Here is a 23,231-nt window from a genome sequence, read left to right as displayed (position 1 = left end):
GCTTACGGCGTCACGTCGGTCTTGAACCACTTCAGCGCGAGCTTCTTCACGGTGCCGTCGGCAAGTGCCGCCGTGATCGCGCTGTCGAACTTCGCCTTCAGGTCGGCGTCCTGTTTGCGGAACGCGAGACCTTCGCCCGGTCCCCAGATCGGACCGGCAATCATCGTGCCGGCGATCACGACGGGCGACTTGTCGGCGTTGGCGGTGTAGTAGGTCACGTCGTCGAACGTGGCGTCGATGCGGCCGTTCGTGAGATCGAGATCGCGCTCGGGCGCGGTCTTGTACACGCGCACCGACGCGACGTCCTTGAAGTTCGCGTTGATGAAGCCGGTGTAGACCGTGCCCGACTGGATGCCGATCGTCTTGCCCTTCAGCGCCTTGCGCATCGACTCGATGGCGGGCGCGTTGCTGCGCGAGTCGGCGTCGAGCTTCAGAGGCGTCGTGTTCGGGCCGCCCTTGGGCAGGATCTTCGGATCGGACACGGCGAAGGTGGCCGGGGTGGCCGCATAGGGCTTCGAGAACGCAATGATTTTCTCGCGCTCGGGCGTGATCGAGATCGCATCCATCAGGACATCGAACTTGCCCGCCTGCAGGCCCGGAATCATGCCGTCCCAGTCCTGGGCGACGAGCTTGCACTGGATTTGTGCGCGCGCACACAGGTTTTCGACGAGTTCGGGTTCGAAGCCGCCAAGCTTGCCGCCGGGCAGTGTCAGGTTCCACGGCGCATAGCTGCCGTCGAGCGCGATCGTCACGCTTTTCCATTCCTTCGCGCCGGCACTGCCGCTTCCAAGCAGCGTGACGCCGAGTGCTGCGCCAATCAGCGCTTTTGCCAGCCGGGTGTACTTCGCCTGCATGACCATGCTCCTTTGTCGGTGGGTACCGTGGACCCGTGGGGACGTTCTTGCGTTCGTGCGACTTGCATAGACAAGCATGGAGAGAAAAGAATTTGAGCGCAAGAGAATTTCACAAATCCGGGCTCATGGAAAACCCTGTAAAGAGGCGTGAATTGGCGATGAATCCATGCCTGTGGCCAGTCGTGACGTCGTTGCGGCATGCACTGTCGTAGTGATTGTTGTACCTCTTTAATTTGTCTAGTCATGTCGAGGGCTGTGAATCGTCACGGAAAGGAGGCGCGCCATGGCGGCCATCGCTCGATGGCCGTTGCGCGTCACTGCGATTCCATCCGGTTATCAAGATGAATATTTGTGACTTCTTTCAAAAGTAAGACCTGCCTGAATATCGGTCGGCCGCTTCCTGTTCCCACCGCTCCACGTCTCGCGGAGATCCGCCATGAATGACGCCACGCTCAGCGCCACCGCCCCGCTTGCGCCGCCCGCGGCCACTCGCCAGAGCCAGTTCTGCCTGATTGCCGCGTGTTCGATCGGCAATGCGCTCGAAATGTACGACTTCACGGTCTACAGCTTTTTCGCGCTGCTGATCGGCCGGCTCTTTTTCCCCTCGGACAGCCCTTACGGCTCGCTGCTGCTCGCGGTGGCGACGTTCGGCATCGGTTTCGTCATGCGGCCGCTGGGCGGCCTCGTGATCGGCAGCTATGCCGACCGGCGCGGGCGCAAGGCCGCCATGACGCTGACCATCGCGCTGATGGTGGCGGGCACGCTGTGCATCTCGCTCGCGCCCACCTATGCGCAGGCCGGCGTGCTGGGCTCGCTCGTGATCCTTGCGGGGCGGCTCCTGCAGGGTTTCTCGCTCGGCGGCGAGATCGGCGCGTCCACGGCCATGCTGATGGAATCCGGCGAAGTGGGGCAACGCGGCTTTCGCGTGAGCTGGCAACTGGGCAGCCAGGGCATCTCGGCGCTCGTCGGCGCGCTCACGGGCGCGGTGCTCTACGCCACGCTCTCGCCGCAGGCGCTGGAGAGCTGGGGCTGGCGTCTGCCGTTCCTGGGCGGTCTGCTGATCGCGCCGGTGGGCCTCTATATCCGCTCGAAGCTCGACGAAACGCACGAGGCCGAGCCCGACGCGCCCAGCCCGCTCGGCACGCTCATGCGCGAGCACGGCGCAAAGGTGGGCCTCGGCATTCTCTCGATCACGGCGGGCACCGTGGGCATGTATCTCGTGGTGTTCTTCATGCCGACCTACATGATCCGCGTGCTCAAGATGCCGCCTTCGCTCTCGCTGCTGTCGGGCTGCGCCACGGGCTTCACGATGCTGGTCGCATCGCTCGTCTCGGGGCGTCTCGCCGACCGCCTCGCGCGCCGCAAGCGGCTCGTGCTCGGTGCGCTGCTCTTCAACATCGTCGCCATCGTGCCCGCGTTCTGGCTGATGACGCGCATGCCGAGCGTGCCGCTCGTGCTCGCGCTCTCGGTCATGATCACGGCCGCGGCGAATCTCGGCTCCACCCCCCTGCTGCTGATGCTCATGGAAATGCTGCCCGCCAGCGTGCGCGCAAGCGGTCTTTCGGTCATCTATAGCGTGGGCGTGACGGTGTTCGGCGGCAGCTCGCAGTTCGTCGTCACGTGGCTGCTCGCGAAGACCGGCAATCCGCTTTCGCCCGCGGTTTATCTCGTCGTTTGCGGGCTCATCTCGCTGTGCGCCATCGGCGCGATTCGCGAGCAGCGCGTCGGCTGACGATGCGTTGCGCGCAGTTTTCCGCCTTTCGATCCATCATACGAATAACGGAGTCCTCATGAAACGTGAAGCGTCGCTCACCCCGTTCCAGTTGCTGCCCACCTTGCTGCCCGAGATCGAGATCGACGCCGGGACCTTCATCGACATTCGCCGCCAGATTCATTCGCATCCCGAACTAGGTTTCGAAGTGGGCGCCACGGCGAAGCTCGTCGCCATGCTGCTGGAGAAGTGGGGCTACGAAGTGCATACCGGCATCGGCAAGAGCGGCGTGGTGGGCCAGCTCAAGGTGGGCGACGGCAAGCGGCGCCTGGGCATTCGCGCCGACATGGACGCGCTGCCGATCGTCGAAAACACGGGTCTGCCGTACGCGAGCCAGACGCCCGGCAAGATGCACGCGTGCGGCCACGACGGCCACACGGCCATCCTGCTCGCCGCCGCGAAAACGCTGGCGGAGCGCCGCGATTTCGACGGCACGCTCAACCTGATCTTCCAGCCCGACGAAGAGAACCTGTGCGGCGCCAAGGCGATGATCGAAGACGGTCTGTTCGAGCGCTTTCCCTGCGATGCGGTCTATGCGCTGCACAACATGCCGGGCGTGCCGGCCGGAACGTTTCGCGTGCTGCCGGGGTCGGTGAGCCTGTCGTCGGATGTGGCCGATGTGACGCTCAAGGGCGTGGGCGGCCACGGCGCGATGCCGCACCGCGTGAAGGACCCCATCGTGGCCGCGGCGGCGCTCGTGACGGCGCTGCAAACCATCGTCGCGCGCAACGTGGCGCCCGACGAATCCGCGGTGGTGTCCGTGGGCTACATTCGCGGCGGCGCGACCCACAACGTCATCCCGGAGACGGTCGCGCTCGGGCTGAACATCCGTGCTGCACGCGCTGAAACGCGGGCGCTCGTGGAAGCGCGCGTGCGCGAGATCGTGGCGCTCACCGCCCAGGCACACGGGGTGGAGGCGCTGATCGACTACCGGCAGCTCACGCCGCCGATGGTCAACACGCCGCAAGAAACCGCGCTCGCGCAGCAGGTCTGCGCGGAGCTGGTGGGCGAGGACAACGTGGTCATGCAGGCGCCCAAGGGCTTGAACGGCAGCGAGGACTTCGCCTGGATGCTCAATGCGGTGCCCGGTTGCTACCTGCTGCTCGGCAACGGTGAAGGGGAGTTCGGCGGCTGCATGGTGCACAACCCCGGCTACGACTTCAACGACCAGGTGCTGCCGCTCGGCGCGGCGTGCTGGGTGCGCCTCGCGCAGCGGTTTCTCGTCGCGTGACGAGGCGCAATTCGTTAGTCATTCGAATCATCTGCGTGGGCGGCCAGCAGTTCGGGCGTCAGGCCCAGCCGCTCGCGCAGATCGACCCAGCCGCGCGGCGTGACCTGCACCGCGCGCGACGCACGCGTGCGCCGCATCCAGCCGCGTTCGCACAGCAGCGCGAGCAAGGCCACGCCGAGCGGCCCGGCCAGATGATGCTGGCGCTCGGTCCAGTCGAGGCATTGGCGCGCAATGCCGTGGCGCCCCGGTTTCAGCGCGGCGACGTCGAGCCCGAGTTCGCCGAACCATGTCTCGCCCGCGGGCGTCACCGCGAAGCGTTTGTCCGCTTGCGCCGTGATGAGCCCCGCATCCGTGAGGCGCTCCGTGATCGCCACGCCGACCTGGCCTGCGAGGTGGTCGTAGCAGCAGCGCGCGAAGCGCAGGTCCCGCGCCTCGCGGCCCAGCGGCTTGCGGCGCACCGGCGCGCGCGCGCCGACCGTCGCGAGGTTTTCGAGCAAGCTGGCGACCTGGGCGTCCGCGAGCCGGTAGTAGCGGTGGCGGCCTTCCTTTTCCACGGCGAGCAGCCCGCCGTCCAGCAGCTTCGCCAGATGGCTGCTCGCAGTTTGCGCGGTCACGCCGGCGGCGTAAGCCAGTTCGCCGGCGGGCAGCGCGCGGCCGTCGGCGAGCGCCATCAGCATCGCGGCGCGCGCGGGGTCGGCGATCAGGAAGGCCGTGGCCGACACCCTCGGGTGCGTGTTCGTGCCATTCATGCGTTTCTCCAAAACATAGGCATAGCGTAACGCGCGAGCAGGATCGCATGTTTCGACACGCATCGAAGCATCGGCACTGCCGTGCGACCGATACTGGGCTCGTGACCGGCGCCCAAGGTGCGCCGGCGTAGCGGGAGAGCCTATGCAAATGCACGAGACGCACGAGATACACGACACGCACGAGACGCACCGCCGCGCACAGCAACGCCGGGTGCTCTGGGCCACGAGCATCAGTTATGTCGTGGTGATCCTCGACACCTCGATCGTCAACGTCGCGCTCGAGCGCATCGGTGCGAGTCTTGCGGGCGGCGTGGCCGGCCTGCAATGGGTCGTGAACGCCTATACGCTCACGTTCGCGAGCCTGCTGCTTTCGGGCGGCACGCTCGGCGACCGGCTCGGCGCGCGCCAGGTCTATATGGCCGGGCTCGCGGTGTTCACCGCGGCCTCGGTGTTGTGCGGCGCCGCGCCGAGCCTCGCGCTGCTCACGCTCGGACGCGTGCTGCAGGGGATGGGCGCGGCCCTGCTCGTGCCCGCCTCGATGGCGCTCATCAACGGCGCGTGCACCGACGCGCGCGAGCGGGCCGCCGCCTTCGGCGTGTGGGCCGGGCTCGGCGGCGTCGCGATGGCGGCGGGCCCGTTGCTGGGCGGCGTGCTGATCGGGCTCGTCGGCTGGCGCAGCATCTTTCTGCTCAACGTGCCGGTGTGCCTCGCGGGCATCGTCATGGCTGCGCGCGTGGCGCCGCAGCCGCGCCCGGGCGCGCCGCGCCGGCTCGATCTGGCGGGCCAGGCCGCGGCCATCGCGGCGCTGGCGCTGCTCAATGCCGCCATCATCGAGGCGCCCGGGCACGGCTGGCGCGCGCCGCTCGTCGTGGGCGGTCTCGTGCTGGCGGGTGGGGCGGCGATCGTCTTCGTCGCGCTAGAAAAGCATCGCGCGCAGCCGATGCTGCCGCTCGGCTTCTTCCATGAGCGCGTGTTCAGCGCGGCCGTGCTGGTCTCGATGATTTCGGCGTTCACGTTCTACGGTCTGCTGTTCGGGCTCAGCCTTTATCTCCAGCAGGAGCGCGGCTACGCGCCGTTGCGCGCGGGCCTCGCCTTCCTGCCGCTCACCGTGGTGGTACCGCTCGGCAGTCTGCTGTCGCGGCGCGCGGTGGCGTGGCTCGGACCGCGCGCGCTCGTCGCGCTCGCCTGCCTGCTCGCGGCGGCGGGCTATCTCGGCGCGGCGGCGTGCGGCGCGACGGCGCGCTACGACTTGCTGGCCTTGCCGCTGCCGGCCATCGGTTTCGCCGCGAGCCTGATTACGCCGGCGGCCACGGCGGCGCTCATGGCGACGGTCGATCAGGGCCGCGCGGGCATCGCCGCTGGCCTACTCAACGCCGCCCGGCAGACCGGCGCGGCGCTCGGCGTGGCCGTGGCGGGCGCCATGATCGCGGGGCGCGCATCGATCGGCGCGGGCATGCGTGTGAATCTGCTGATTGCCGCCGTGCTCTCGGCAGGCGCGGCATGGGCGTGGTGGCGTGCGTGGTCGCACCAGGCGGCGCACGGCGCCCGGTCGCATGGCACGAAGAAGACGCGTGCCGGCAAGCCGTGCGCCTGACGCCTGCCCGCGCGCGCCCTGGATCATCCGCCGTGCATTCTGGGATAAAGTGCCGTTGCATGCATCGCGCATTCGCGCGGGCCGTGCGCCATAGGAGGAGTCTGTCATGGCCGAATACGGGCAACATCCCTCGTCCGTGCTGGCGCTCAAGAGCGCCCACGACTTCGACACGACGATCGCGCGCCTGAAGACCGCGCTGGCCAAGGCGGGTGCGGATATCTTCGCCGACGTCGACCAGCGCGAAGCCGCCGAGACCGCCGGGCTCAGCCTGCGCCGCACGCGCCTCATCCTGTTCGGCAATCCGAAGGCGGGGACGCCCGTCATGGCGGCCAACCCGCACGCGGCGGTGGAGTTGCCGCTGCGCATGGTGATCTGGGAAGACAACGAAGGGCACACGCGGCTCGACTATCGCGACGTCTCGCAGACGCTCGGCCCGCTCTATGGCATCGACGCCGAAGTGCTCGTGCCGCTGCAGCGCGTGGTGGGGCTGCTGCAGACGGCGGTGCAATAAGCGGCAAACGAACGGCGCGCCTCATGCCAGTCCCTTCGGCAGGCCGGCGCCTGAGCGCCCATCTTCGGCGGACGCTTAAAAAATTGACACGCGCGGCGCGCTTCGCTTAACGTAGGTGCCTTGCGACTTCGCCTGGCAAGCGGGTGAAGCGCGTCGCCCGCCGCTGCCTCGATCCGCCGATGACCTCCCGCGCAGAAGACCCCGACGATCCGCCACGCGATCGCGCCGGGGCGTCCGACTCGACTTCCACTGCTTCATCCACGGCTTCGCCTGCCGCTTCCGGCACGCAGCAACCACCACCCCAAAACCCGCACGACGCCGAAGTCGAGCAACACTGGCGGCGCAATCTCGCGGTCTGCGTGGTGGGCTCGTTCACGACGCTCGTCGCCATGACGCTGATGCTGCCGTTTCTGCCGCTCTACGTGGAGGAACTGGGCGTGCGCGGCCACGCGGCGATCGTGCAGTGGTCGGGCATTGCGTACAGCGCGACGTTCTTCACGGCGGCGCTCGTCGCTCCCGTGTGGGGGCGCCTCGGCGACCGCTACGGCCGCAAGCCCATGCTCGTGCGTGCGAGCCTCGGCATGGCGGTCACGATGTCGCTCATCGGCATGTCGCGCAATATCTGGCAGCTCGTCGCGCTGCGTTTGCTCGCGGGTTTCGCGGGCGGCTATTCGTCGGGCTCGACCATCCTCGTCGCCACGCAAACGCCGCGTCACCGTTCGGCGTGGGCGCTCGGCGTGCTGTCGTCGGGCATCATGGCCGGCAATCTGATCGGGCCGTTGCTGGGCGGCACGCTGCCGCCGCTCATCGGCCTGCGCGCCACGTTCTGGGTGGCGGGCGCAACGATCTTCGCGGCCTTCATCGCGACCTGCGTGTTCGTGAAGGAAGCGCCGCGTCCCGCGCGCGTAGCGCATGCGGCGCACAAGGGCGGCTGGTCGGCGCTGCCCGACAAGCGCCCGATCGTCGCCATGCTCGTGACGGGCATGCTGCTGATGCTCGCCAACATGTCGATCGAACCCATCATCACCGTGTACGTGGCGACGCTCGTGCAGGACCCCGCGCGCGTGACGTTCGTCGCGGGCCTCGCGATGTCGGCGGCGGCGCTCGGCAGCATCGTCGCCGCTTCGCGGCTTGGGCGCGTGGCGGACCGTGCAGGGCACGCGAAAGTGATTGTCGTGGCGCTGGCGGCCTCGGCGGTGCTACTCGTGCCGCAGGCGTTCGTCACGGCGGGCTGGCAACTCGTCGTGCTGCGCTTACTCATGGGCGTGTCGCTCGCGGCGCTGCTGCCGTGCATCGCGACGGTGATTCGTCACAACGCGCCGGATCATGCCGCGGGCAGCGTGCTCGGCTATTCGGTCTCGGCGCAATTCGCGGGGCAGGTGCTCGGGCCGCTGATCGGCGGCTTCGTCGGCGGGCATCTGGGCATGCGCGCCGTGTTCCTCGGCACGAGCCTGCTGATGCTGGCGGGGGCGCTGTTTACGTGGCGCGCGGTGGGTTTCGCCCGGCGCGCATAAAGCGGCGGCCCGCCCGCGCGCAGGCGTTGAAAGTGTGAGAGGCGAGGGCGGCGGATCTTGCGCGCCGCCGCCTCGGGCTCATCGGCGCTCGTTCAGCGGGCGCGTTTCAGTGACCAAAAAACACGTCGCAGTCGGGACGCGGCCAGCACATCTTGCCCGTGCGATGGCCCGAGGCGCTGTGCGTATCGGGCGTGCCGCCATACGACATGTCGGTGCTGGCCTGAGCCGAAGCATCGGCATCGTCGGTCATCGTCTGATGTGCGCGCTGCTCCGAAACGGGTTCGTCCTTCGCGCGCGCCGTGCCGGGCGCAACGGCTGCCACGGCCGCTACGCATGTGGCGATCAATGCCAGGCGTAATGTCATATCAACCTCCTTTCTCGAGTTCGTGAGTGCGCCTTCGCGGCAACGACGAAGTCACTTCGGAATAACGGCGGAGTGACGCCGCGGCGAAGGTGCGCGCGAGCAAGAGGCAAAGCCTGAAGCCGCACACTCATTCTGGAAAGTCGGGATGCCTGCGCGCAGCGCACGGCTGCCGAACGTCTTAGCTCACTGCTCACGAAGGAAGCGCGCCCACGCATTCGGGGGCGGCACAGCGCGGCGCGGCGCAAGAAGAAGGGGCGAGCGGGCGCGCAGAGAACATCCGCACTGTGTTTTCAGTTATAGCTCGCGCCGCACGGAGTGCAATGGGCTCAATCCCGGCCCCCGTGCGTGGACCGTATCCGGGGCCGAATCCAGAACCTGGTCCACACGGCCCCTCCAGCGATTCTTTCGATTCTGAAAATAACTGAAAGTATTCGGAAATTAAACGGTCGCCGTGTAGTCATCTTGCAATGTTGTAATGCGCTCGCTCTGATGTAAGGCGCATTGGCGCCCGTTGGCACGCTGGATGGGCGCCGCCCTGAACGGCGCGGCGGCAGGGCGCACTTGTGCGCGCCGCGTCTGAAGGACTCTAAAAAGCAACTCAAACAATCGATGGAGCCTAATTACATGTTGTATCGCCGAGCATTACTCGCCCTGCCTTGTGCGGGCCTCGCTGCCGCGCTGTTTGCATGTGGCAGCAGCAATACGAATTCGGGGACGTCTGCCGCAGTCTCGTCGGCGCAGGATACGCTGACGACGGCCACGCCGATCAAGCACCTCGTCGTGATTTACGGCGAGAACGTTTCGTTCGACCACTACTTCGCCACCTACCCGAGCGCCACCAACCCGGGCGGCGAGCCGGCCTTCACGGCCGCCTCGGGCACGCCGACGGTCAATGGCCTCACCACCGCGCTGATCAACTCGAACGGCAATGCGAGCACGACGCTCAACGGCACGAACGCTTCGGCGCCGTTCCGTCTCGACCGCACGCAGGCCGCCACGGCCGACCAGAACCACGCCTACACGGCCGAGCAGCAGGCCGGCGACAACGGCTTGCTCGACCTGTTCCCGACGTACACGGGTAAGGGCACGAGCGGCGGCGCCGGCGCCTTCGGCACGAAGGGCCAGGTGATGGGCTATTACGACGGCAACACCGTCACGGCGCTGTGGAACTACGCGCAGAAGTTCGCGATGAGCGACAACGCATGGACCACGACCTACGGTCCGTCGACGCCGGGCGCGCTCGAAGTCGTCTCGGGCCAGACCAACGGTCTCGAACTCGTGAACACGTCGAAGCTGCCTTCGACGGTTGCGGTGCCCAGCTACTACATCGAAGACGGCGCTGGCGGCCTGACGATGATGGGCGACGTGGACCCGGGCTACGACACGTGCTCGAGCAAGACCGACCAGGGCATGATCAACGCGCAGAACATCGGCGACCTGCTGAACGCGCAGAAGATCACGTGGGGCGGCTTCATGGGCGGCTTCAACCTGCAGACGGTCAATGCCAACGGCACGACGGGCTGCCTGCGCAGCACGGTCGCCACGGCCGTGAACGCGGCGACCGCCGACTACAGCCCGCACCACAACTGGTTCCAGTACTTCAAGACGACGGCGAACCCGCAGCATCTGCGCCCGAGCGCGACGGCGGCGATTGGCTCCACGCTCGAAGCGGACGGCAAGACGCTCGATCCGGCGAACCACCAGTACGACTCGGACGACTTCTTCGCGGCTGTGAAGGCGGGTACCTTCCCGTCGGTGAGCTTCCTCAAGGCACCCGCTGCCCAGGACGCGCACGCGGGCTATTCGGATCCGCTCGACGAGCAGCAGTTCGTGACCAAGGTCGTGAACTTCCTGATGCAGCAGCCCGACTGGAAGAACACGGCCGTCGTCGTGACCTATGACGATTCGGATGGCTGGTACGACCACCAGTACATGGCGCCGGTGCATTCGTCGTTGAACGCGGCCGATCAGCTCAACGGCAACGCAGTGTGCGGCACCGGCACGCAGCCCACGGGTATCGCGGGCTCGCCGGTCAACGGCCGCTGCGGTCCGGGCACGCGCATTCCGTTCCTCGTGATCTCGCCGTGGGCGAAGGCCAACTACGTCGACCACACGTTCATCGATCAAGCGTCGGTCGTGCGCTTCATCGAAGACAACTGGCTCGGCGGCGCACGCCTTGGCGGCGGTTCGTTCGACGCAGCCGCAGGCGACATGCGCGCGCTGTTCAACTTTAGCGGTACGGGTAATCTGCCGGTGTTGTATCTCGACGGCACGCTGGGCACGCAGTTGAGCTCCGCGCCGTCGATCTGATCGACGTCCGGCGCGAGGTTCGATCGTCGGCACGCGCGAGTCGCGCGCGTGCAAGGCGGCCGGCCTCGCGCCGTTGTCACGTCGTGTGGCTCTCGCCGCGTTGCGCACCAGCTTCGATGTACGCTGGGCGCTCGCGGCGTTCGGCTTTTCCTTCTCGTGGTATTACGCAAAGAAAGATCGCATCATGTCCGAGCTTTCCACTTCGCCAACACCGTCTTCACCCAAACCGCGCAGCGCGGCGAGCCCCGCGCGGATCGTCCTGCGCGCCGCCGCCGCCGTGATCGCGGTCGGCGCACTGGGTTTCTGCGCCTACGCCGTGGCGTTCCCGGCCGACGTGCCCGATGCCGTGGGCGAGGTCGTCGAGAACCTGACGGGCGCGAATCCACACCCCGTGGTGCTGCAGCGCCCGCCAGTCGCACCGCTTTCGGCGATGGCGCAGCTCGGCAAGCAGCTCTTTTTCGATCCGGCGCTTTCGGGCTCCGGTCAGCAGTCCTGTTCTTCGTGCCATAGCCCCGGCCGTTCCTACGGTCCTCCCAACGGGCACGACGTGCAGATGGGCGGCCTCGCGATGAACCAGCAGGGTTATCGCCCGCCGCCTTCGCTCATGTATCTGTACCGTCAACCGAACTTCAGCATCGGTCCCGACCAGGGTGAAGCCGACGACGCGCCGACGGTCGTCCAGCAGGCCACGGCCGCCGCCGACGTCGTGAAGTCGCAGAAGGTGGCGGGCGGCGCATCGACTTCCGTGGAGATGGTGCCGCAGGGCGGCCTGTTCTGGGACGGCCGCGCCGACACGCTGCAGCAACAGGCGTATGGCCCGCTGCTCAACCCCGTGGAAATGGCGAACACGAGCATCGAGCAGGTGGCGACGAAGCTCGCAAAGGCGCCATATGCGAAGCACTTCGCGGAGCTGTTCGGCGACCGGATCTTCAGCGACCCGAAGCTGGCCGTGGCGGAGGCGATGTTCGCGATCTCGCGCTACCAGGTGGAGGATCAGTCGTTCCACCCGTATAACAGCAAGTACGATCGCTGGCTCGAAGGCCATGCGCGCCTCTCGCAAGCGGAGCTGCGCGGCCTGCGCCTCTTCAACGACCCGAACAAGGCGAACTGCGCGGGCTGCCATCTCTCGAAGCCCGGCAAGGACGGCCTGCCGCCCATGTTCACGGACTACCAGTACGAGGCGCTGGGCGTGCCGCGCAACAACAAGCTCGCGCAGAACAAGGACCCGCACTTCTTCGATATGGGCGTATGCGGCCCGTTCCGTTCGGACTTCAAGGACCAGACGCAGTACTGCGGCATGTTCCTCACGCCCACGCTGCGCAATTCGGCCACGCGCACGGTGTTTTTCCATAACGGCGTGTATCACAACCTCGACGACGTGATGGCGTTCTACAACGATCGCAATACCGACCCGGGCAAGTTCTATCCGCGCGGCCCCGACGGCAAGATCGACAAGTACGACGATATTCCGCCGCAGTTCCAGAAGAACGTGGACGTGACCGATGCGCCGTTCGACCGCAAGTTCGGCGACAAGCCCGCGATGACGCAAAGCGACATTCAGGACATCATCGCGTTCCTCAAGACGCTCAACGACGAGCCGTTGCCGTCGAAGCCATGAGCGGGGCGGGGCAGCCCGTCTTCGACAAGTAAAAGGGCGTGTCCGGCATTCGCCGGGACACGCCTTTTTTTGTGGTGGATGCCGCGCTAGCCCCTACTTGTCCCCATGGGCGAGATGAATCGTGACGATCACGGAGGCATCGTCGAGCGCTTCCAGCGCGTGCGTTTCGCCGCCGCCGAGCAGCAGCATGTCGCCGGCGTGCATGGTGCGCGGGTCGCCGTTCACGAAGAAGCGGATCACGCCTTCCACGCACTGCACCGTGATCTCGCCGGGCACGCTGTGCTCGGGCAGGCGCTTGCCCGCGGGCAGCACGATGCGCATGACTTCGAGTTGCTGCGCGCGGATCAGGGTGGTCGACTTCGTGTTCTTGAGCGCGCCGCCCAGCGGACGCACGTCGAAGACCTCACCCGGCGCGGCATGGGGGATGGCCATGACAGCCTCTCAAGCGAGCTTCGCGTTGAGCGTGATCTTCGCGTTGTTGGCGAAGAGCTTCGACACCGGGCAGTTTTCCTTGGCGCCCTTCGAGAGCTCGTCGAACTTCGCTTGATCGATGCCCGGAATCTTCGCGGTCATGTCGAGCTGGCAGCTCGTGATGGCGAAGCCTTCGCCCACCTTGTCCAGCGTGACGGTCGATTTCGTCTCGATGCTCTCGGCCGTGAAGCCCGCCTGGGTGAGAAAGAGCGAGAACGCCATCGTGAAGCAGCCCGCGTGCGCCGCGCCGATCAGTTCCTCGGGGTTGGTGCCGGGACCGCCTTCGAAGCGCGAGGCGAAGCCATAAGGCGCCTCCTTGAGCACGCCGGTCTGCGTCGAGATCGTGCCCTGTCCGTCCTTGATGCCGCCGTGCCATTTTGCCGATGCCGTCTTTTGCATGATGTCGCTCCGCGAGGTTGGGTGAAGGACGTGCAGGGCGCGCAAGTTGCGTACCGCCGCAAGGCCCGCAGGGTTGGGTTCAGGGTTGCTTCGGTGGCGTTTCGCCGGCGTACCAGGCGGCGGCCGCGTCGATTTCCTCGGGCGTCATGTTGCGCGCGATATTGCGCATCTGCTCGGAAATGTCGTTGTGGCGCGTGCCGTTCGCGAACGCGAGCAACTGCGCCTTGGTGTACGCGGCCGGCAGGCCGTCGAGCCACGGGCTGCCGATCTTGCTGTCCACGCCGCCATGGCAGGACGCGCACGCGGGAATATTGCGCAGCGGCGCGCCGTGCGCCACGATGGCGGGCGCGCCGCCATGCAGGTGCGCGATCGGCTGCAGCGAGGCGTAGTAGGCGGCGAGGTCGCGCATGTCCTCGTCGGACAGATCGCGCGCCATGGGCGACATCACCGCGTTCTGGCGGGCGCCGGTCTGGAAGTCGTGCAGTTCCTTGAACACCACGATGGCGAACTGGCCCGCCAGATTCGGCGAATTGGCCATGCTGATGCCGCGCGGGCCATGGCACATCGTGCAGCGCAAGGCGAGCGTCGCGCCGCGGCCAACCGAGAGCGTCGTCGCCCCATCGAGCATGTGCGGCGTCAGTTCGACCTGGCTCAGCTTGTAGCCCGGCGGCACCGCCGATCCGACCGGGTGCCAGTCGCGCGGCACGCCGGCCGCGCTGCAGATCGCCGTCCAGATGCCCTGAAAATACGGGTCGCTCTTGGCGGAAGGCAGCCAGATGAAGCCGATCAGCACGGAGACGACGAACACGACGATCGCCGTGCCCACGCTCGCGCGAAACCACACATTGCGAAACGAGAACAGGCGTTCGTCGCTCATCGCTGTGCTCCAATCGGGATCGCGGGCACGGCCGTTTCGGGTGTCGCCAGCAGTTGCGCGATCGGGTAGCCATAGTTGGTGATCGTGAGGGCGACCATCAGCACGACCCACAGCCCGAAGCTATTGAGCGCCACCGGCAGCGTGGCCGACTCGTGCACCGGCTTGCTGAAGCGATATTCCTCGGGCGCGGCCGCCTCGCTGCGATGCCCTTGCAGCAGCACCAGGAAGAACAGCACCGCCGAGGTCACGAGGATCAGGCCGCCAATGGCCGAGAGCACCACGAGCGCGCCCTGGCCCGCGAGCGCCGGGTCGCTGTAGTCGTAGTAGGCCATACGCCGCGGCATGCCCATGAGGCCGACCAGGTGCCACGGGAAGGTCGTCACGATCATGCCGATGAACCACAGCCACAGCTGCCAGCGCATGAGGCGCCAGTTGTTGAGCGCGCGGCCCGTGATCTGCGGCCACAGGTCGTAGGCGATGGCGAAGTACATGATGACGATCGCGCCGCCATAGATCAGGTGAAAGTGGCCCGTGATCCATTGCGTGTTGTGCACGGACTGGTCGAGCTGGTAGCTCATGTTGATGAGGCCGCCCGCGCCGCCGAAGCCGAGCATGACGAACGAGAACGCCACCGCCAGCATTTGCGGGTTCTGCCACGGCAGCTTCGCGATCCAGCCGAACGGCCCCTTGCCGCCGCGCAGCCGCCCGGCGATTTCGACCGACGCGCAGATCGTGAACACGGTGAGCAGCGTGGGCACCGAGACGAGCGCCGTGAACACCGACTGCACGAACTTGAAGCCCGAGCCCACCTGCGGATCGGTGAACAGGTGGTGTATGCCAATCGGCATGGCCACCACGAGGAACAGGATGAACGAGATGCGCGCCATCACGTCGCTGTAGAGCCGGCCGCCGATCGCGCGCGGGACGATCGTGTAGTAGGCGATATAGGCGGGCACGAGCCAGAAGTAGACGATGGCGTGCAGGGTCCAGGAGAAGAACACGCGCGCGAGGCCCGCGTCGATCGTATTGCGCCAGCCGAAGGCCACGGGCAGGATCTGGAACAGCACTTCGATGGCCGCGCCCACCGCGGTCCAGCCCCACAGATACGCGCCCGCCGTGGTCGCGAACATGGCGAGCGGCAGCGGTTTGCCGGGATTCTCGCGTTTCCATTTCGCGGTGTTGATGCCCATCAGCGCGACCCAGACCCACGAGCCCACCACGACGAGCACGACGCCGAGGTAATAGAACACGTTGCCGATCATCGGCGGGTAGAACGTGTAGAGCACGGAGGCGAGGCCGAGCGCCACGGGCACCGAGGCCGTGACGGCGCCGAGCGCGAGCAGGATGAAGCCGAGCCAGGCCCACTTCACGCCCACGAGCGGGCGCTTGAGCGCCAGTTCGCTGACCGCGTAGCCGAAGCCCATCGCGATGAGCGTGGGAAACACATAACCCATCACGGTGCCGTGCTCCGTGACCGAGCGGTAGTACAGCTCGGGGTCGTTGAGCCACGGATGCAGCGGGCTGCGCACGAACATCTGCCACGCGCCGAGCAGCAGCGCCACGCCGAAGACGATGAACGCGAGCCAGAAGTGGGCGAGTACGAGTCGCTTGTTATTTAACACAGCTGAGTCTCCGCGCGGAATTGCCTGGCTGGTTCGCCATCTGCATGAAGGCATCGCGGTCGATGACCTTCACGTGGGCCCACATGCCCTGGTGGCCCGTGCCGCAGTATTCGTGGCACGGCATGAGGTGGTCGGAGGGTTTGTCGAAAGTCGTGCGGAACGTCGAGATGTAGCCCGGCTCGACCATCGAGTTCAGGTTGGTGTCCGTGATGAGAAAGCCGTGCACGACATCGGAGCTCGTCGCGCGGAACGTGATGGGCGTGTTTGCCGGAACGAGGATGCATTGGGGCGTGAACGAGTATTCCTGCGCGAGAATGCGCACTGTCACGGAACCGTCGGTCTCCACGGCGCTGCCGAGGTTCGACTCGACGAATTCGCCGGAGATGTGCAGCGTTTGCGGATTGACGAGTTCCACGCGCGAGGGCGGCATCATGGCCCAATGCAGGCCCGTGAACACCACCACGGCCACGAGCAGGGAGACGAACGCCACCATGAGAATCGCCCAGCGGCGCTCGACGCGCGCGGCGACTTCGGCACTGGCATGGTTATCGAGCGGATTCGACATGAGGCCGGCCTTTTCTTGTCTGTCTGAGCTATTGGATGACGCCGCGCGGCAGGAACACGACGAAGTAGAAGATGAACCAGAGCGCGGCGACGATCGCCGTGGCGATGCCCGCTAGCGCGAGCGCGCCGCCCGGGCCGCCGGCCACGATCTCGTCGACCTGTTCGTGTTGCGGGCGCTCGCCCGGTTGTTCGGGTACGGGAGTTTCGATCATCGCAGCCTCAGAAAAGCGGCGCGGAACGCAGCGCGTTCACTTCGTGTTCGGAAACCGGCGTGCCGTGATTGCCCCACGCCGTGCGGATATACGTGACCACGGCCGCCACTTCTTCATCGGAGAGCGACTGCGCGAAGGGCGGCATGCCATAGGGCATGGGGTTCTTGCGCGTGCCCGGCGCATAGCCGCCGTTGAGCACCATGCGGATGGGATTCACGGCCGAGTTCATCTGGATCGACTGGTTGTCGGCGAGCGGCGGGAAATGCGGGGGCTTGCCCTGGCCTTCGGTGGCGTGGCAGACCGCACACTGCGACTCGTAGATCTTCCTGCCGAGCGGCACGAGGCGGGCGGCTTCCTCCGTCACGAAGGTGCTCTTGGGCGACTTGTCGACCTCGTTGTTGCGGCCCGGCAGCGACTTCAGATAGACGGCCACGGCGCGCACGTCGTCTTCGGTGAGGTACTGGAAGCTGTCGTAGACCACTTCGGCCATCGGCCCGTACACGGCGCCGCGCTTCGACACGCCCGCGTGCAGCAGATCGACGATGTCCTCGATGCTCCAGTCGCCAAGGCCCGCTTCCTTGTTCGAGGTGAGCGAAGGCGCGTACCAGTTCTGCACGGGAATCAGACCGCCCTCGAACGCCTTCGAGGGCGAGTTGCCGCCCAGCGCGTTGATGGCCGTATGGCACATCGTGCAGTGGCCGAGGCCCTCCACGAGATAGGCGCCGCGATTCCATTCGGCGGACTGCTTCGGGTCGGGCTTGAACTCGCCCTGGCGGAAGAACAGCGTGCGCCAGCCGAGCAGCAGCGCGCGCTTGTTATACGGGAAGCGCAGGTCGTGCGGGCGGTTCTCCTTGTGCACGGGCTGTGTGGAGAGCAGGTACGCGAAGATGGCGTCCGAGTCCGCGCGCGTGACCTTGGTGTACGACGCGAACGGCATGGCCGGATAGAGCAGCGTGCCGTCGCGCGACTTGCCCTCGTGCAGCATGCGGTAGAACTCGTCGGCGGTCCACGCGCCGATGCCGAAGGTCTTGTCCGACGAGATGTTCGGCGTGTAGAGCGTGCCGAACGGCGTTTCCATCGGGCGCCCGCCGCCGAACATCTGCTCGGACGGCACCGTGTGGCACGCAATGCAGTCGCCGGCGCGCGCGAGATATTCGCCGCGCGCGATCAGTTCGGCGTTGCTCGCGACCGGCTTCGCGTTGGCCGTGGCTGCCGCCGCGGCGGCGCTCGCCGCGTCCGCGGCGTTCGCGCTGGGCGCGGCCGTTTGCGCGAGCGCGACCGCGGCGCCCATGCAGAGCGTGGCGGCCGCGAGCGAGAGGCGCGTCGTGAGCGGCCTGGACGATGACGGGAGAAGGGATCGAAGTCTGCGCACGTCGAGGCCCCGGCTAGTTATGGACGCTGCCGCACGCGAGCGGCAGCGGCGAGGCCGCCGCCGGTGTCGTATCGGCGGGCGCGGGTTGCGACGAGAGCCAGGCCGCGATCGCGGTGATGTCGCGGTCGGCGAGACGGGTGGCGATGTCGTGCATGCAGTCGGGCGCGGCGGCACGGCGCGTGCCGTAGCGGAACGCGCCGAGCTGCGCGCTGATGTAGTTCGCATGCAGCCCCACGAGGCCCGGAATGGCCGGCTGCATGCCCGTGAGCGAGGCGCCGTGGCAGCCTGCGCAGGCGGGCACGTTGCGCTTGCTGTCACCGTTCATGACGAGCGTTTTGCCGAGCGCGAGCGTGGCTGCATCGACCGTGGGTTTGGCGGGCGGCGGATAGGGCGGGTGCTGCTGCGAGAAGAATTCCGCGATCTGCTTGAGGTAGGCGTCGGGCAGATACGCCAGCAGATAGTTCATGGGCGGGTAGCTGCGGCCGCCGTCGCGGAAGGCGACGAGCTGGTTGAACAGATACCCCGCCGGCTTGCCCGCGAGACGCGGGAAGTAGTCGTTGTCGGTGCCTTCGCCGTGTGCGCCGTGACAGGCCGCGCAACCCATCACGCGGGCCTGCATCGTGTCAGGCGCGGGCTCGGCGGGCGGCGCCGCGAGGAGCGGCGCCCATGGCAGCGCGAGCGCAAGGATGATCAGGACGATGCGGGTTCTCAATGATTCCCTCGTTGCGGATGGTAACGACACAAACGCGTTGCGATTCGATATCAGTTGAGGCGTCGTCCGTGGGGGATTCTCATTGTGTAAGACGGCCGGGCGCGCACCTTGTTGAGGAGATTATCGGAGAACGACGACTTGTGCAGCCAGGATGTGCAAATAAATCTGCCGGATTATTGCAGCGAGACATGTTTGCTAACACAACGATATGTGCTTCCCGCCGCGGCTCGTCACGGCGCGAATTGCATCGGAATGCGAAATAAAATGAGGATCGTTTACGGCGCGGTTTCGTGGGGTGTCCGGGCCTGCCTGGATGACGCGCATCATGCAGTCGTAGGATGTCCTCAGTCGCATGCTCGCGCGCTTTTCCGGCGGTTGTCCGACAACGTATAATGGAATGACTTACGCACGCATATCGAGCCAAGGAGATCCACATGGCGGAGTCGCTTGCCACGCCCATCGCCGCGCGTAGCCGCAATCTCGCCGAGCAGGTCGTCAACTTCATCAGCGAGCAGATCGCCACGCGCGCGCTCAAGCCCGGCGACAAACTGCCCACCGAAAGCAACCTCATGACGCAACTGGGCGTGAGCCGCACGGTGGTGCGCGAGGCGATCTCGCGTCTGCAAGCCATGTCGGTGATCGAAACGCGTCACGGCATCGGCAGCTTCGTGCTGGAGCCGCGCCGCGAGCCGCTCGATCTCGACGTCGTCCCGGCCAGCACGCTGGACGATGTGCTGTCCGTGCTGGAGCTGCGCATCAGCCTCGAAACGGAGGCCGCGGGCCTTGCCGCCCAGCGTGCGAGCGAGCGCGACCTGGCGGGCATGCGCGCCGCGCTCGACACACTCGACGTCGTCATTCGCACGGGTGGCGACAGTTCGGGCGCCGACCTCGAATTCCACATCTCGGTGGCGCGCGCCACGGGCAACCGCTATTTCGTCGACATCCTCACGCAGATGGGTGCGGCGCTGATACCGCGCCGGCGCGTGGATTCGGCCGGCATCGCGCATCGCGATCCGCAGGCTTACGCCGAGCTGGTGAACCGCGAGCACGAGAGCATTTTCGACGCTATCGCCCGTCACGATCCGGATGGCGCACGCGCAGCCATGCGCATGCATCTGTCGAGCAGCCGCGAGCGGCTGCGCCGCGCGGCGGCGGAGTCGGGCGAAAAGGCATAGCGCGTTCCAGCGCGTAGCCTGCAAAAAAACAGCGGCCGCAGGTTGAACTGCAGCCGCTGTTTTCATTTGCGATGCGCACAAGGCGCTAACGAGGCAACTCAGCCTCGCACCATCTCGCCATTCTTGCGCCGCCAGAGGTCGAGCGGATTGGCGTCCGCGAGCGCCTGCGGCAGCAGCTCGGCCGGGAAGTCCTGATAGCACACCGGCCGCAGGAAACGCTCCATCGCGCTCGTGCCCACCGAGGTCGCGCGGCTGTCGGACGTGGCCGGGAACGGGCCGCCGTGCACCATCGCGTGCGTGACCTCCACGCCGGTCGGGAAGCCGTTCACGAGCAGGCGGCCGGCCTTGCGCTCGAGGATCGGCACGAGGCGCATCGCGGCGGGCACGTCGGTGCGGTCCATCTGGATCGTCGCGGTGAGCTGGCCCGCGACGTGCTCGGCCACGGCGAGCAGTTCGGCTTCGTCCTTGCAGCGCACGAGCGTCGAGGCCGGGCCGAACACTTCGTCTTCGAGGGCGGGCTGCGCGAGGAAGGTTTGCGCGTCGGTCACGAAGAGGGCGGCGAACGCCTGGTTCGGGCCGCTCGCGCTCTGGCCTTGCGCGAGGGCGCTCACGCCCTGGGTTTCGGCGAGGCGCCGCGCGCCTTCTTCATACGCCGCATGGATGCCCGCCGTGAGCATGGTCTGCGCGGGCTTGATGCCCAGCGCCTGGGCAGCGGCCTGCGCGAACTGGTCGAGCGCCGGGCCCTCGATGCCGATCGCCAGACCCGGATTCGTGCAGAACTGACCCGCGCCGAGCACGAGCGAATCGACGAAGCCCTGTGCGATGGCCGGGCCACGCGCCGCGAGCGCCTCGGGCAGCAGGAACACGGGATTGATGCTGCTCATTTCCGCGTAGACGGGAATGGGCTCGGGCCGGCTCGCGGCGATGCGCATGAGCGCCGTGCCGCCCGCGCGCGAGCCGGTGAAGCCGACGGCCTTGATGGCCGGATGTGCGACGAGCGCCTCGCCCACGGTGCGCCCCGCGCCGACGATGAGCGAGAACACGCCCTCGGGCAGCCCCATCTCCTGGACGGCCTGCTGGATCACGCGGCCCACCATCTCCGAGGTGCCGAGATGCGCGCCATGCGCCTTGACGATGACCGGGCAGCCCGCCGCCAGCGCCGCGGCCGTGTCGCCGCCCGCCACCGAGAACGCGAGCGGGAAGTTGCTCGCGCCGAACACGGCGACCGGGCCGAGCGCGATTTTCTGCAGACGCAGGTCGGCGCGCGGCAGCGGCTTGCGCTCGGGCAGGGCGGCGTCGAGCGTGGGCGTGAGCCACAGGCCCTGGCGCACTTCCTGGGCGAACAGTTTGAGTTGACCGACGGTACGGCCGCGCTCGCCTTCGAGGCGCGCCTTGGGCAGGCCGGTTTCCGCGTGGGCGCGTTCGGTGAGCATGTCGCCGAGCGCGGCGATGCCGTCGGCGATGCGGTCGAGGAACGCCGCGCGCACGGCGAGCGGTAGCGTGCGGTACGCGTCGAACGCCGCGGCGGCGAGCTGGCAGGCGGCGTCGACGTCGGCGGCCGTGCCGCTGCCGAAGGCCGGTGCGGGGATCGCTTCGCCCGTGGCGGGATTGAAAGCCGCGAGCGGCTTTTCCGAGCCGCGCACCGCGCGGCCTCCAATGAGCATGTCGCCAGTGATTTGCATATCGTCTCCGAGTCTCGTTGCAGTGAGTTAAGTCATCGTACAACTATCATACGCCAGATCGTCGCCAGCGCACACCCGCGGCAGGCGCCTTTGGCCGCCGGGAAGCGCTACAGGTGCGCCAATTCAAGCTTTATCGGTTATGATTCCCGTTCCAGAGCAGGGTAAACACGACATTGGCTCCCTCGGCGGGCAAGCTTAGAATGTCATCAGACAACGTACCACAAAGCATTCAAACCGCGATCCAATCCGCGCGCCGCCCGCGCCAAAGGAGACAACCCCGATGTCCGCCCCCGCCAACCGTTATGAGGACCTGCTGGAGTCAGCCAGCGCCAAGGTCCTGCGGCACGTGCTCCCGCTCTTCCTCATCATGTTCATCGCGAACTATATCGACCGTGTGAACGTCGGTTTCGCCGGCGCGCACATGAAAGCCGATATCGGTCTTTCGGCGGCGGCGTATGGGTTCGGCGCGGGGCTGTTCTTCGTGGGCTACGCGATCTTCGAGGTGCCGTCCAACATCCTCATGCAAAAGTATGGCGCACGCGCGTGGCTCACGCGCATCATGGGCACGTGGGGCGTGGTGGCCGCCGCCATGGCGTTCGTGCACAACGACACCTCGTTCTACGTGCTGCGGTTTCTGCTGGGCGTGGCCGAAGCCGGTTTCTTTCCCGGCGTGATCTATTACTTCGCGCAGTGGCTGCCGCAGAAGGAACGCGGCAAGGCGGCGGCCGTGTTTCTCGCGGGCTCGGCGTTCGCCTCGGTGCTCTCGGGCCCGATCACGGGCGCGCTGCTGTCGGTGCGCGGCCTCGGTCTCGCGGGCTGGCAGTGGATGTTCCTGATCGAAGGCGGCTTTTCCATCGTGCTGTGCGGCGTGAGCTGGGTGTTCCTGAAGTCGCGCATTCGCGATGCCCACTGGCTCACGAACGACGAACAGGGCGCGCTCGAGACCTACATGGTGCGCGAGCAGGCCGAGCGCGAAGCCGCCACGGGCACGCACGTGCCGGTGCTGCGCCTCCTGAAGGACCCGCAGATCGTGCTGTTCTGCTTCCTCTACTTCGCCATTCAGCTCACGATCTACGCGGCCACGTTCTGGCTGCCCACGATCATCCGCAAGATGGGTGGCCTGACCGACTTCCAGGTGGGCCTCTACAACGCCATTCCGTGGATGATCGCGATCGTCGCGATGTACTGCTTCGCGCTGCTCTCGGCGAAGTACCGCTTCCAGCAGGCGTGGCTCGCCGTCGCCCTCGTGATCGCGGCCTGTGGCCTGTTCGCTTCGACCTCGTCGGACCCGGTGTTCTCGTTCGTGGCGATCTGCTTCTCGGCCATCGGCTTCAAGGCGGCTTCGTCGCTGTTCTGGCCGATGCCGCAGGGCTATCTCGACACCCGCGTGGCCGCCGGCGTGATCGCGCTCATCAATTCGCTCGGCAACCTGGGCGGGTTCTTCGCGCCGGCCACCTTCGGCTATCTTCAACAGCATACGGGCTCGATTACGGGCGGCCTCTATGGCCTTGGCGTGACCTCGCTGATTGCCGCCGCCGCCGCCTTCCTCGCCCGTAACAAGCCGTCGCGCCGCGCTTTCGCCGACGATCCGGTCCGCAGCGGCGCGCACTGAGCCCGCGCGCAACCCTC

At 66.9% G+C, this 23,231-nt stretch carries 21 protein-coding genes; 9 read left to right on the top strand and 12 right to left on the bottom strand.

The features are described from left to right. Nucleotides 1-2 precede the first annotated feature (2 nt). The gene (locus AB4Y35_RS06475) at nt 3-854 is read right to left on the bottom strand and encodes a transporter substrate-binding domain-containing protein (RefSeq protein WP_368703776.1); all 852 of its coding nucleotides are present in this window, start codon (nt 852-854) and stop codon (nt 3-5) included. Nucleotides 855-1,290: 436 nt separating this feature from the next. Here AB4Y35_RS06475 and AB4Y35_RS06470 point away from each other — a divergent pair, with 436 nt between their 5' ends. Beyond that, entirely contained in the window at nt 1,291-2,586 is a 1,296-nt protein-coding gene (locus AB4Y35_RS06470; RefSeq protein WP_368703775.1) for an MFS transporter, read from the top strand. A gap of 58 nt (nt 2,587-2,644) precedes the next feature. Beyond that, complete coding sequence (locus AB4Y35_RS06465) at nt 2,645-3,856, top strand: M20 aminoacylase family protein (RefSeq protein WP_368703774.1); 1,212 nt, start codon at nt 2,645-2,647, stop codon at nt 3,854-3,856. Nucleotides 3,857-3,870: 14 nt separating this feature from the next. On the opposite strand, the gene AB4Y35_RS06460 is transcribed toward AB4Y35_RS06465, so the two are convergent. Next, nucleotides 3,871-4,605: an ArsR/SmtB family transcription factor gene (locus tag AB4Y35_RS06460; RefSeq protein WP_368686762.1), complete on the bottom strand. Its 735-nt coding sequence runs from the start codon at nt 4,603-4,605 to the stop codon at nt 3,871-3,873. Nucleotides 4,606-4,747: 142 nt separating this feature from the next. Between AB4Y35_RS06460 and AB4Y35_RS06455 the strand changes: the two genes are divergently transcribed. From AB4Y35_RS06455 to AB4Y35_RS06445, 3 genes are all read left to right on the top strand, one after another. After that, the gene (locus AB4Y35_RS06455) at nt 4,748-6,199 is read left to right on the top strand and encodes an MFS transporter (RefSeq protein ID WP_368703773.1); all 1,452 of its coding nucleotides are present in this window, start codon (nt 4,748-4,750) and stop codon (nt 6,197-6,199) included. A gap of 106 nt (nt 6,200-6,305) precedes the next feature. After that, the gene (locus AB4Y35_RS06450; protein WP_368686764.1) at nt 6,306-6,710 is read left to right on the top strand and encodes a DUF302 domain-containing protein; all 405 of its coding nucleotides are present in this window, start codon (nt 6,306-6,308) and stop codon (nt 6,708-6,710) included. Between the two features lie 179 nt (nt 6,711-6,889). Then, on the top strand, nt 6,890-8,224 hold the full coding sequence (locus AB4Y35_RS06445) for a multidrug efflux MFS transporter (RefSeq protein ID WP_368703772.1): 1,335 nt from the start codon (nt 6,890-6,892) through the stop codon (nt 8,222-8,224). Nucleotides 8,225-8,330: 106 nt separating this feature from the next. On the opposite strand, the gene AB4Y35_RS06440 is transcribed toward AB4Y35_RS06445, so the two are convergent. Then, nucleotides 8,331-8,588, bottom strand: coding sequence for a hypothetical protein (locus AB4Y35_RS06440; protein WP_368686766.1), 258 nt, complete (start codon nt 8,586-8,588; stop codon nt 8,331-8,333). A gap of 627 nt (nt 8,589-9,215) precedes the next feature. On the opposite strand from AB4Y35_RS06440, the gene AB4Y35_RS06435 reads away from it, so the two are divergent. Both AB4Y35_RS06435 and AB4Y35_RS06430 read left to right on the top strand, forming a co-directional pair. Continuing rightward, nucleotides 9,216-10,898, top strand: a complete 1,683-nt coding sequence (locus tag AB4Y35_RS06435; RefSeq protein ID WP_368703870.1) for a phospholipase C — start codon at nt 9,216-9,218, stop codon at nt 10,896-10,898. 184 nt (nt 10,899-11,082) lie between these two features. Then, nucleotides 11,083-12,516 carry a cytochrome-c peroxidase gene (locus tag AB4Y35_RS06430; RefSeq protein WP_368703771.1) on the top strand — a complete coding sequence of 478 codons (1,434 nt, stop codon included), beginning with the start codon at nt 11,083-11,085 and terminating at the stop codon, nt 12,514-12,516. Nucleotides 12,517-12,609: 93 nt separating this feature from the next. Here AB4Y35_RS06430 and AB4Y35_RS06425 read toward each other — a convergent pair whose 3' ends face one another. The 8 genes from AB4Y35_RS06425 to AB4Y35_RS06390 all read right to left on the bottom strand — a co-directional run bounded on the left by AB4Y35_RS06425 (nt 12,610) and on the right by AB4Y35_RS06390 (nt 18,652). After that, nucleotides 12,610-12,948: a cupin domain-containing protein gene (locus AB4Y35_RS06425; RefSeq protein WP_254315481.1), complete on the bottom strand. Its 339-nt coding sequence runs from the start codon at nt 12,946-12,948 to the stop codon at nt 12,610-12,612. A 9-nt stretch (nt 12,949-12,957) separates the two neighbouring features. After that, the gene (locus tag AB4Y35_RS06420; RefSeq protein WP_368703770.1) at nt 12,958-13,386 is read right to left on the bottom strand and encodes an OsmC family protein; all 429 of its coding nucleotides are present in this window, start codon (nt 13,384-13,386) and stop codon (nt 12,958-12,960) included. Nucleotides 13,387-13,465: 79 nt separating this feature from the next. Further along, on the bottom strand, nt 13,466-14,263 hold the full coding sequence (locus AB4Y35_RS06415; protein WP_368686768.1) for a cytochrome c: 798 nt from the start codon (nt 14,261-14,263) through the stop codon (nt 13,466-13,468). Continuing rightward, nucleotides 14,260-15,885: a b(o/a)3-type cytochrome-c oxidase subunit 1 gene (locus tag AB4Y35_RS06410; protein ID WP_133184557.1), complete on the bottom strand. Its 1,626-nt coding sequence runs from the start codon at nt 15,883-15,885 to the stop codon at nt 14,260-14,262. The genes AB4Y35_RS06415 and AB4Y35_RS06410 overlap by 4 nt, the downstream gene beginning before the upstream one ends. Beyond that, the gene (locus tag AB4Y35_RS06405) at nt 15,875-16,450 is read right to left on the bottom strand and encodes a cytochrome C oxidase subunit II (RefSeq protein ID WP_368703769.1); all 576 of its coding nucleotides are present in this window, start codon (nt 16,448-16,450) and stop codon (nt 15,875-15,877) included. Before AB4Y35_RS06405 ends, AB4Y35_RS06410 begins: the two co-directional genes overlap by 11 nt. Nucleotides 16,451-16,478: 28 nt before the next feature. Beyond that, nucleotides 16,479-16,661 (bottom strand): hypothetical protein, encoded by a 183-nt coding sequence (locus AB4Y35_RS06400; RefSeq protein ID WP_342923465.1) that lies wholly within the window; start codon nt 16,659-16,661, stop codon nt 16,479-16,481. A gap of 7 nt (nt 16,662-16,668) precedes the next feature. Further along, nucleotides 16,669-17,952, bottom strand: a complete 1,284-nt coding sequence (locus tag AB4Y35_RS06395; protein WP_368703869.1) for a cytochrome c — start codon at nt 17,950-17,952, stop codon at nt 16,669-16,671. A gap of 94 nt (nt 17,953-18,046) precedes the next feature. Further along, nucleotides 18,047-18,652, bottom strand: coding sequence for a c-type cytochrome (locus tag AB4Y35_RS06390; RefSeq protein ID WP_133184702.1), 606 nt, complete (start codon nt 18,650-18,652; stop codon nt 18,047-18,049). A 527-nt stretch (nt 18,653-19,179) separates the two neighbouring features. Between AB4Y35_RS06390 and AB4Y35_RS06385 the strand changes: the two genes are divergently transcribed. Next, nucleotides 19,180-19,920, top strand: a complete 741-nt coding sequence (locus AB4Y35_RS06385) for a FadR/GntR family transcriptional regulator (protein WP_368686772.1) — start codon at nt 19,180-19,182, stop codon at nt 19,918-19,920. Between the two features lie 98 nt (nt 19,921-20,018). On the opposite strand, the gene AB4Y35_RS06380 is transcribed toward AB4Y35_RS06385, so the two are convergent. Then, nucleotides 20,019-21,602 (bottom strand): aldehyde dehydrogenase (NADP(+)), encoded by a 1,584-nt coding sequence (locus tag AB4Y35_RS06380; protein ID WP_368703768.1) that lies wholly within the window; start codon nt 21,600-21,602, stop codon nt 20,019-20,021. A gap of 280 nt (nt 21,603-21,882) precedes the next feature. Here AB4Y35_RS06380 and AB4Y35_RS06375 point away from each other — a divergent pair, with 280 nt between their 5' ends. Further along, entirely contained in the window at nt 21,883-23,214 is a 1,332-nt protein-coding gene (locus AB4Y35_RS06375) for an MFS transporter (RefSeq protein ID WP_368703767.1), read from the top strand. Nucleotides 23,215-23,231 lie beyond the last annotated feature (17 nt).

It is taken from the genome of Paraburkholderia sp. EG286A, from assembly GCF_040965375.1.
Lineage (GTDB): Bacteria > Pseudomonadota > Gammaproteobacteria > Burkholderiales > Burkholderiaceae > Paraburkholderia.
Note: the sequence above shows the minus strand (reverse complement) of the source record. Positions and strands in the feature narration are given on the sequence as shown.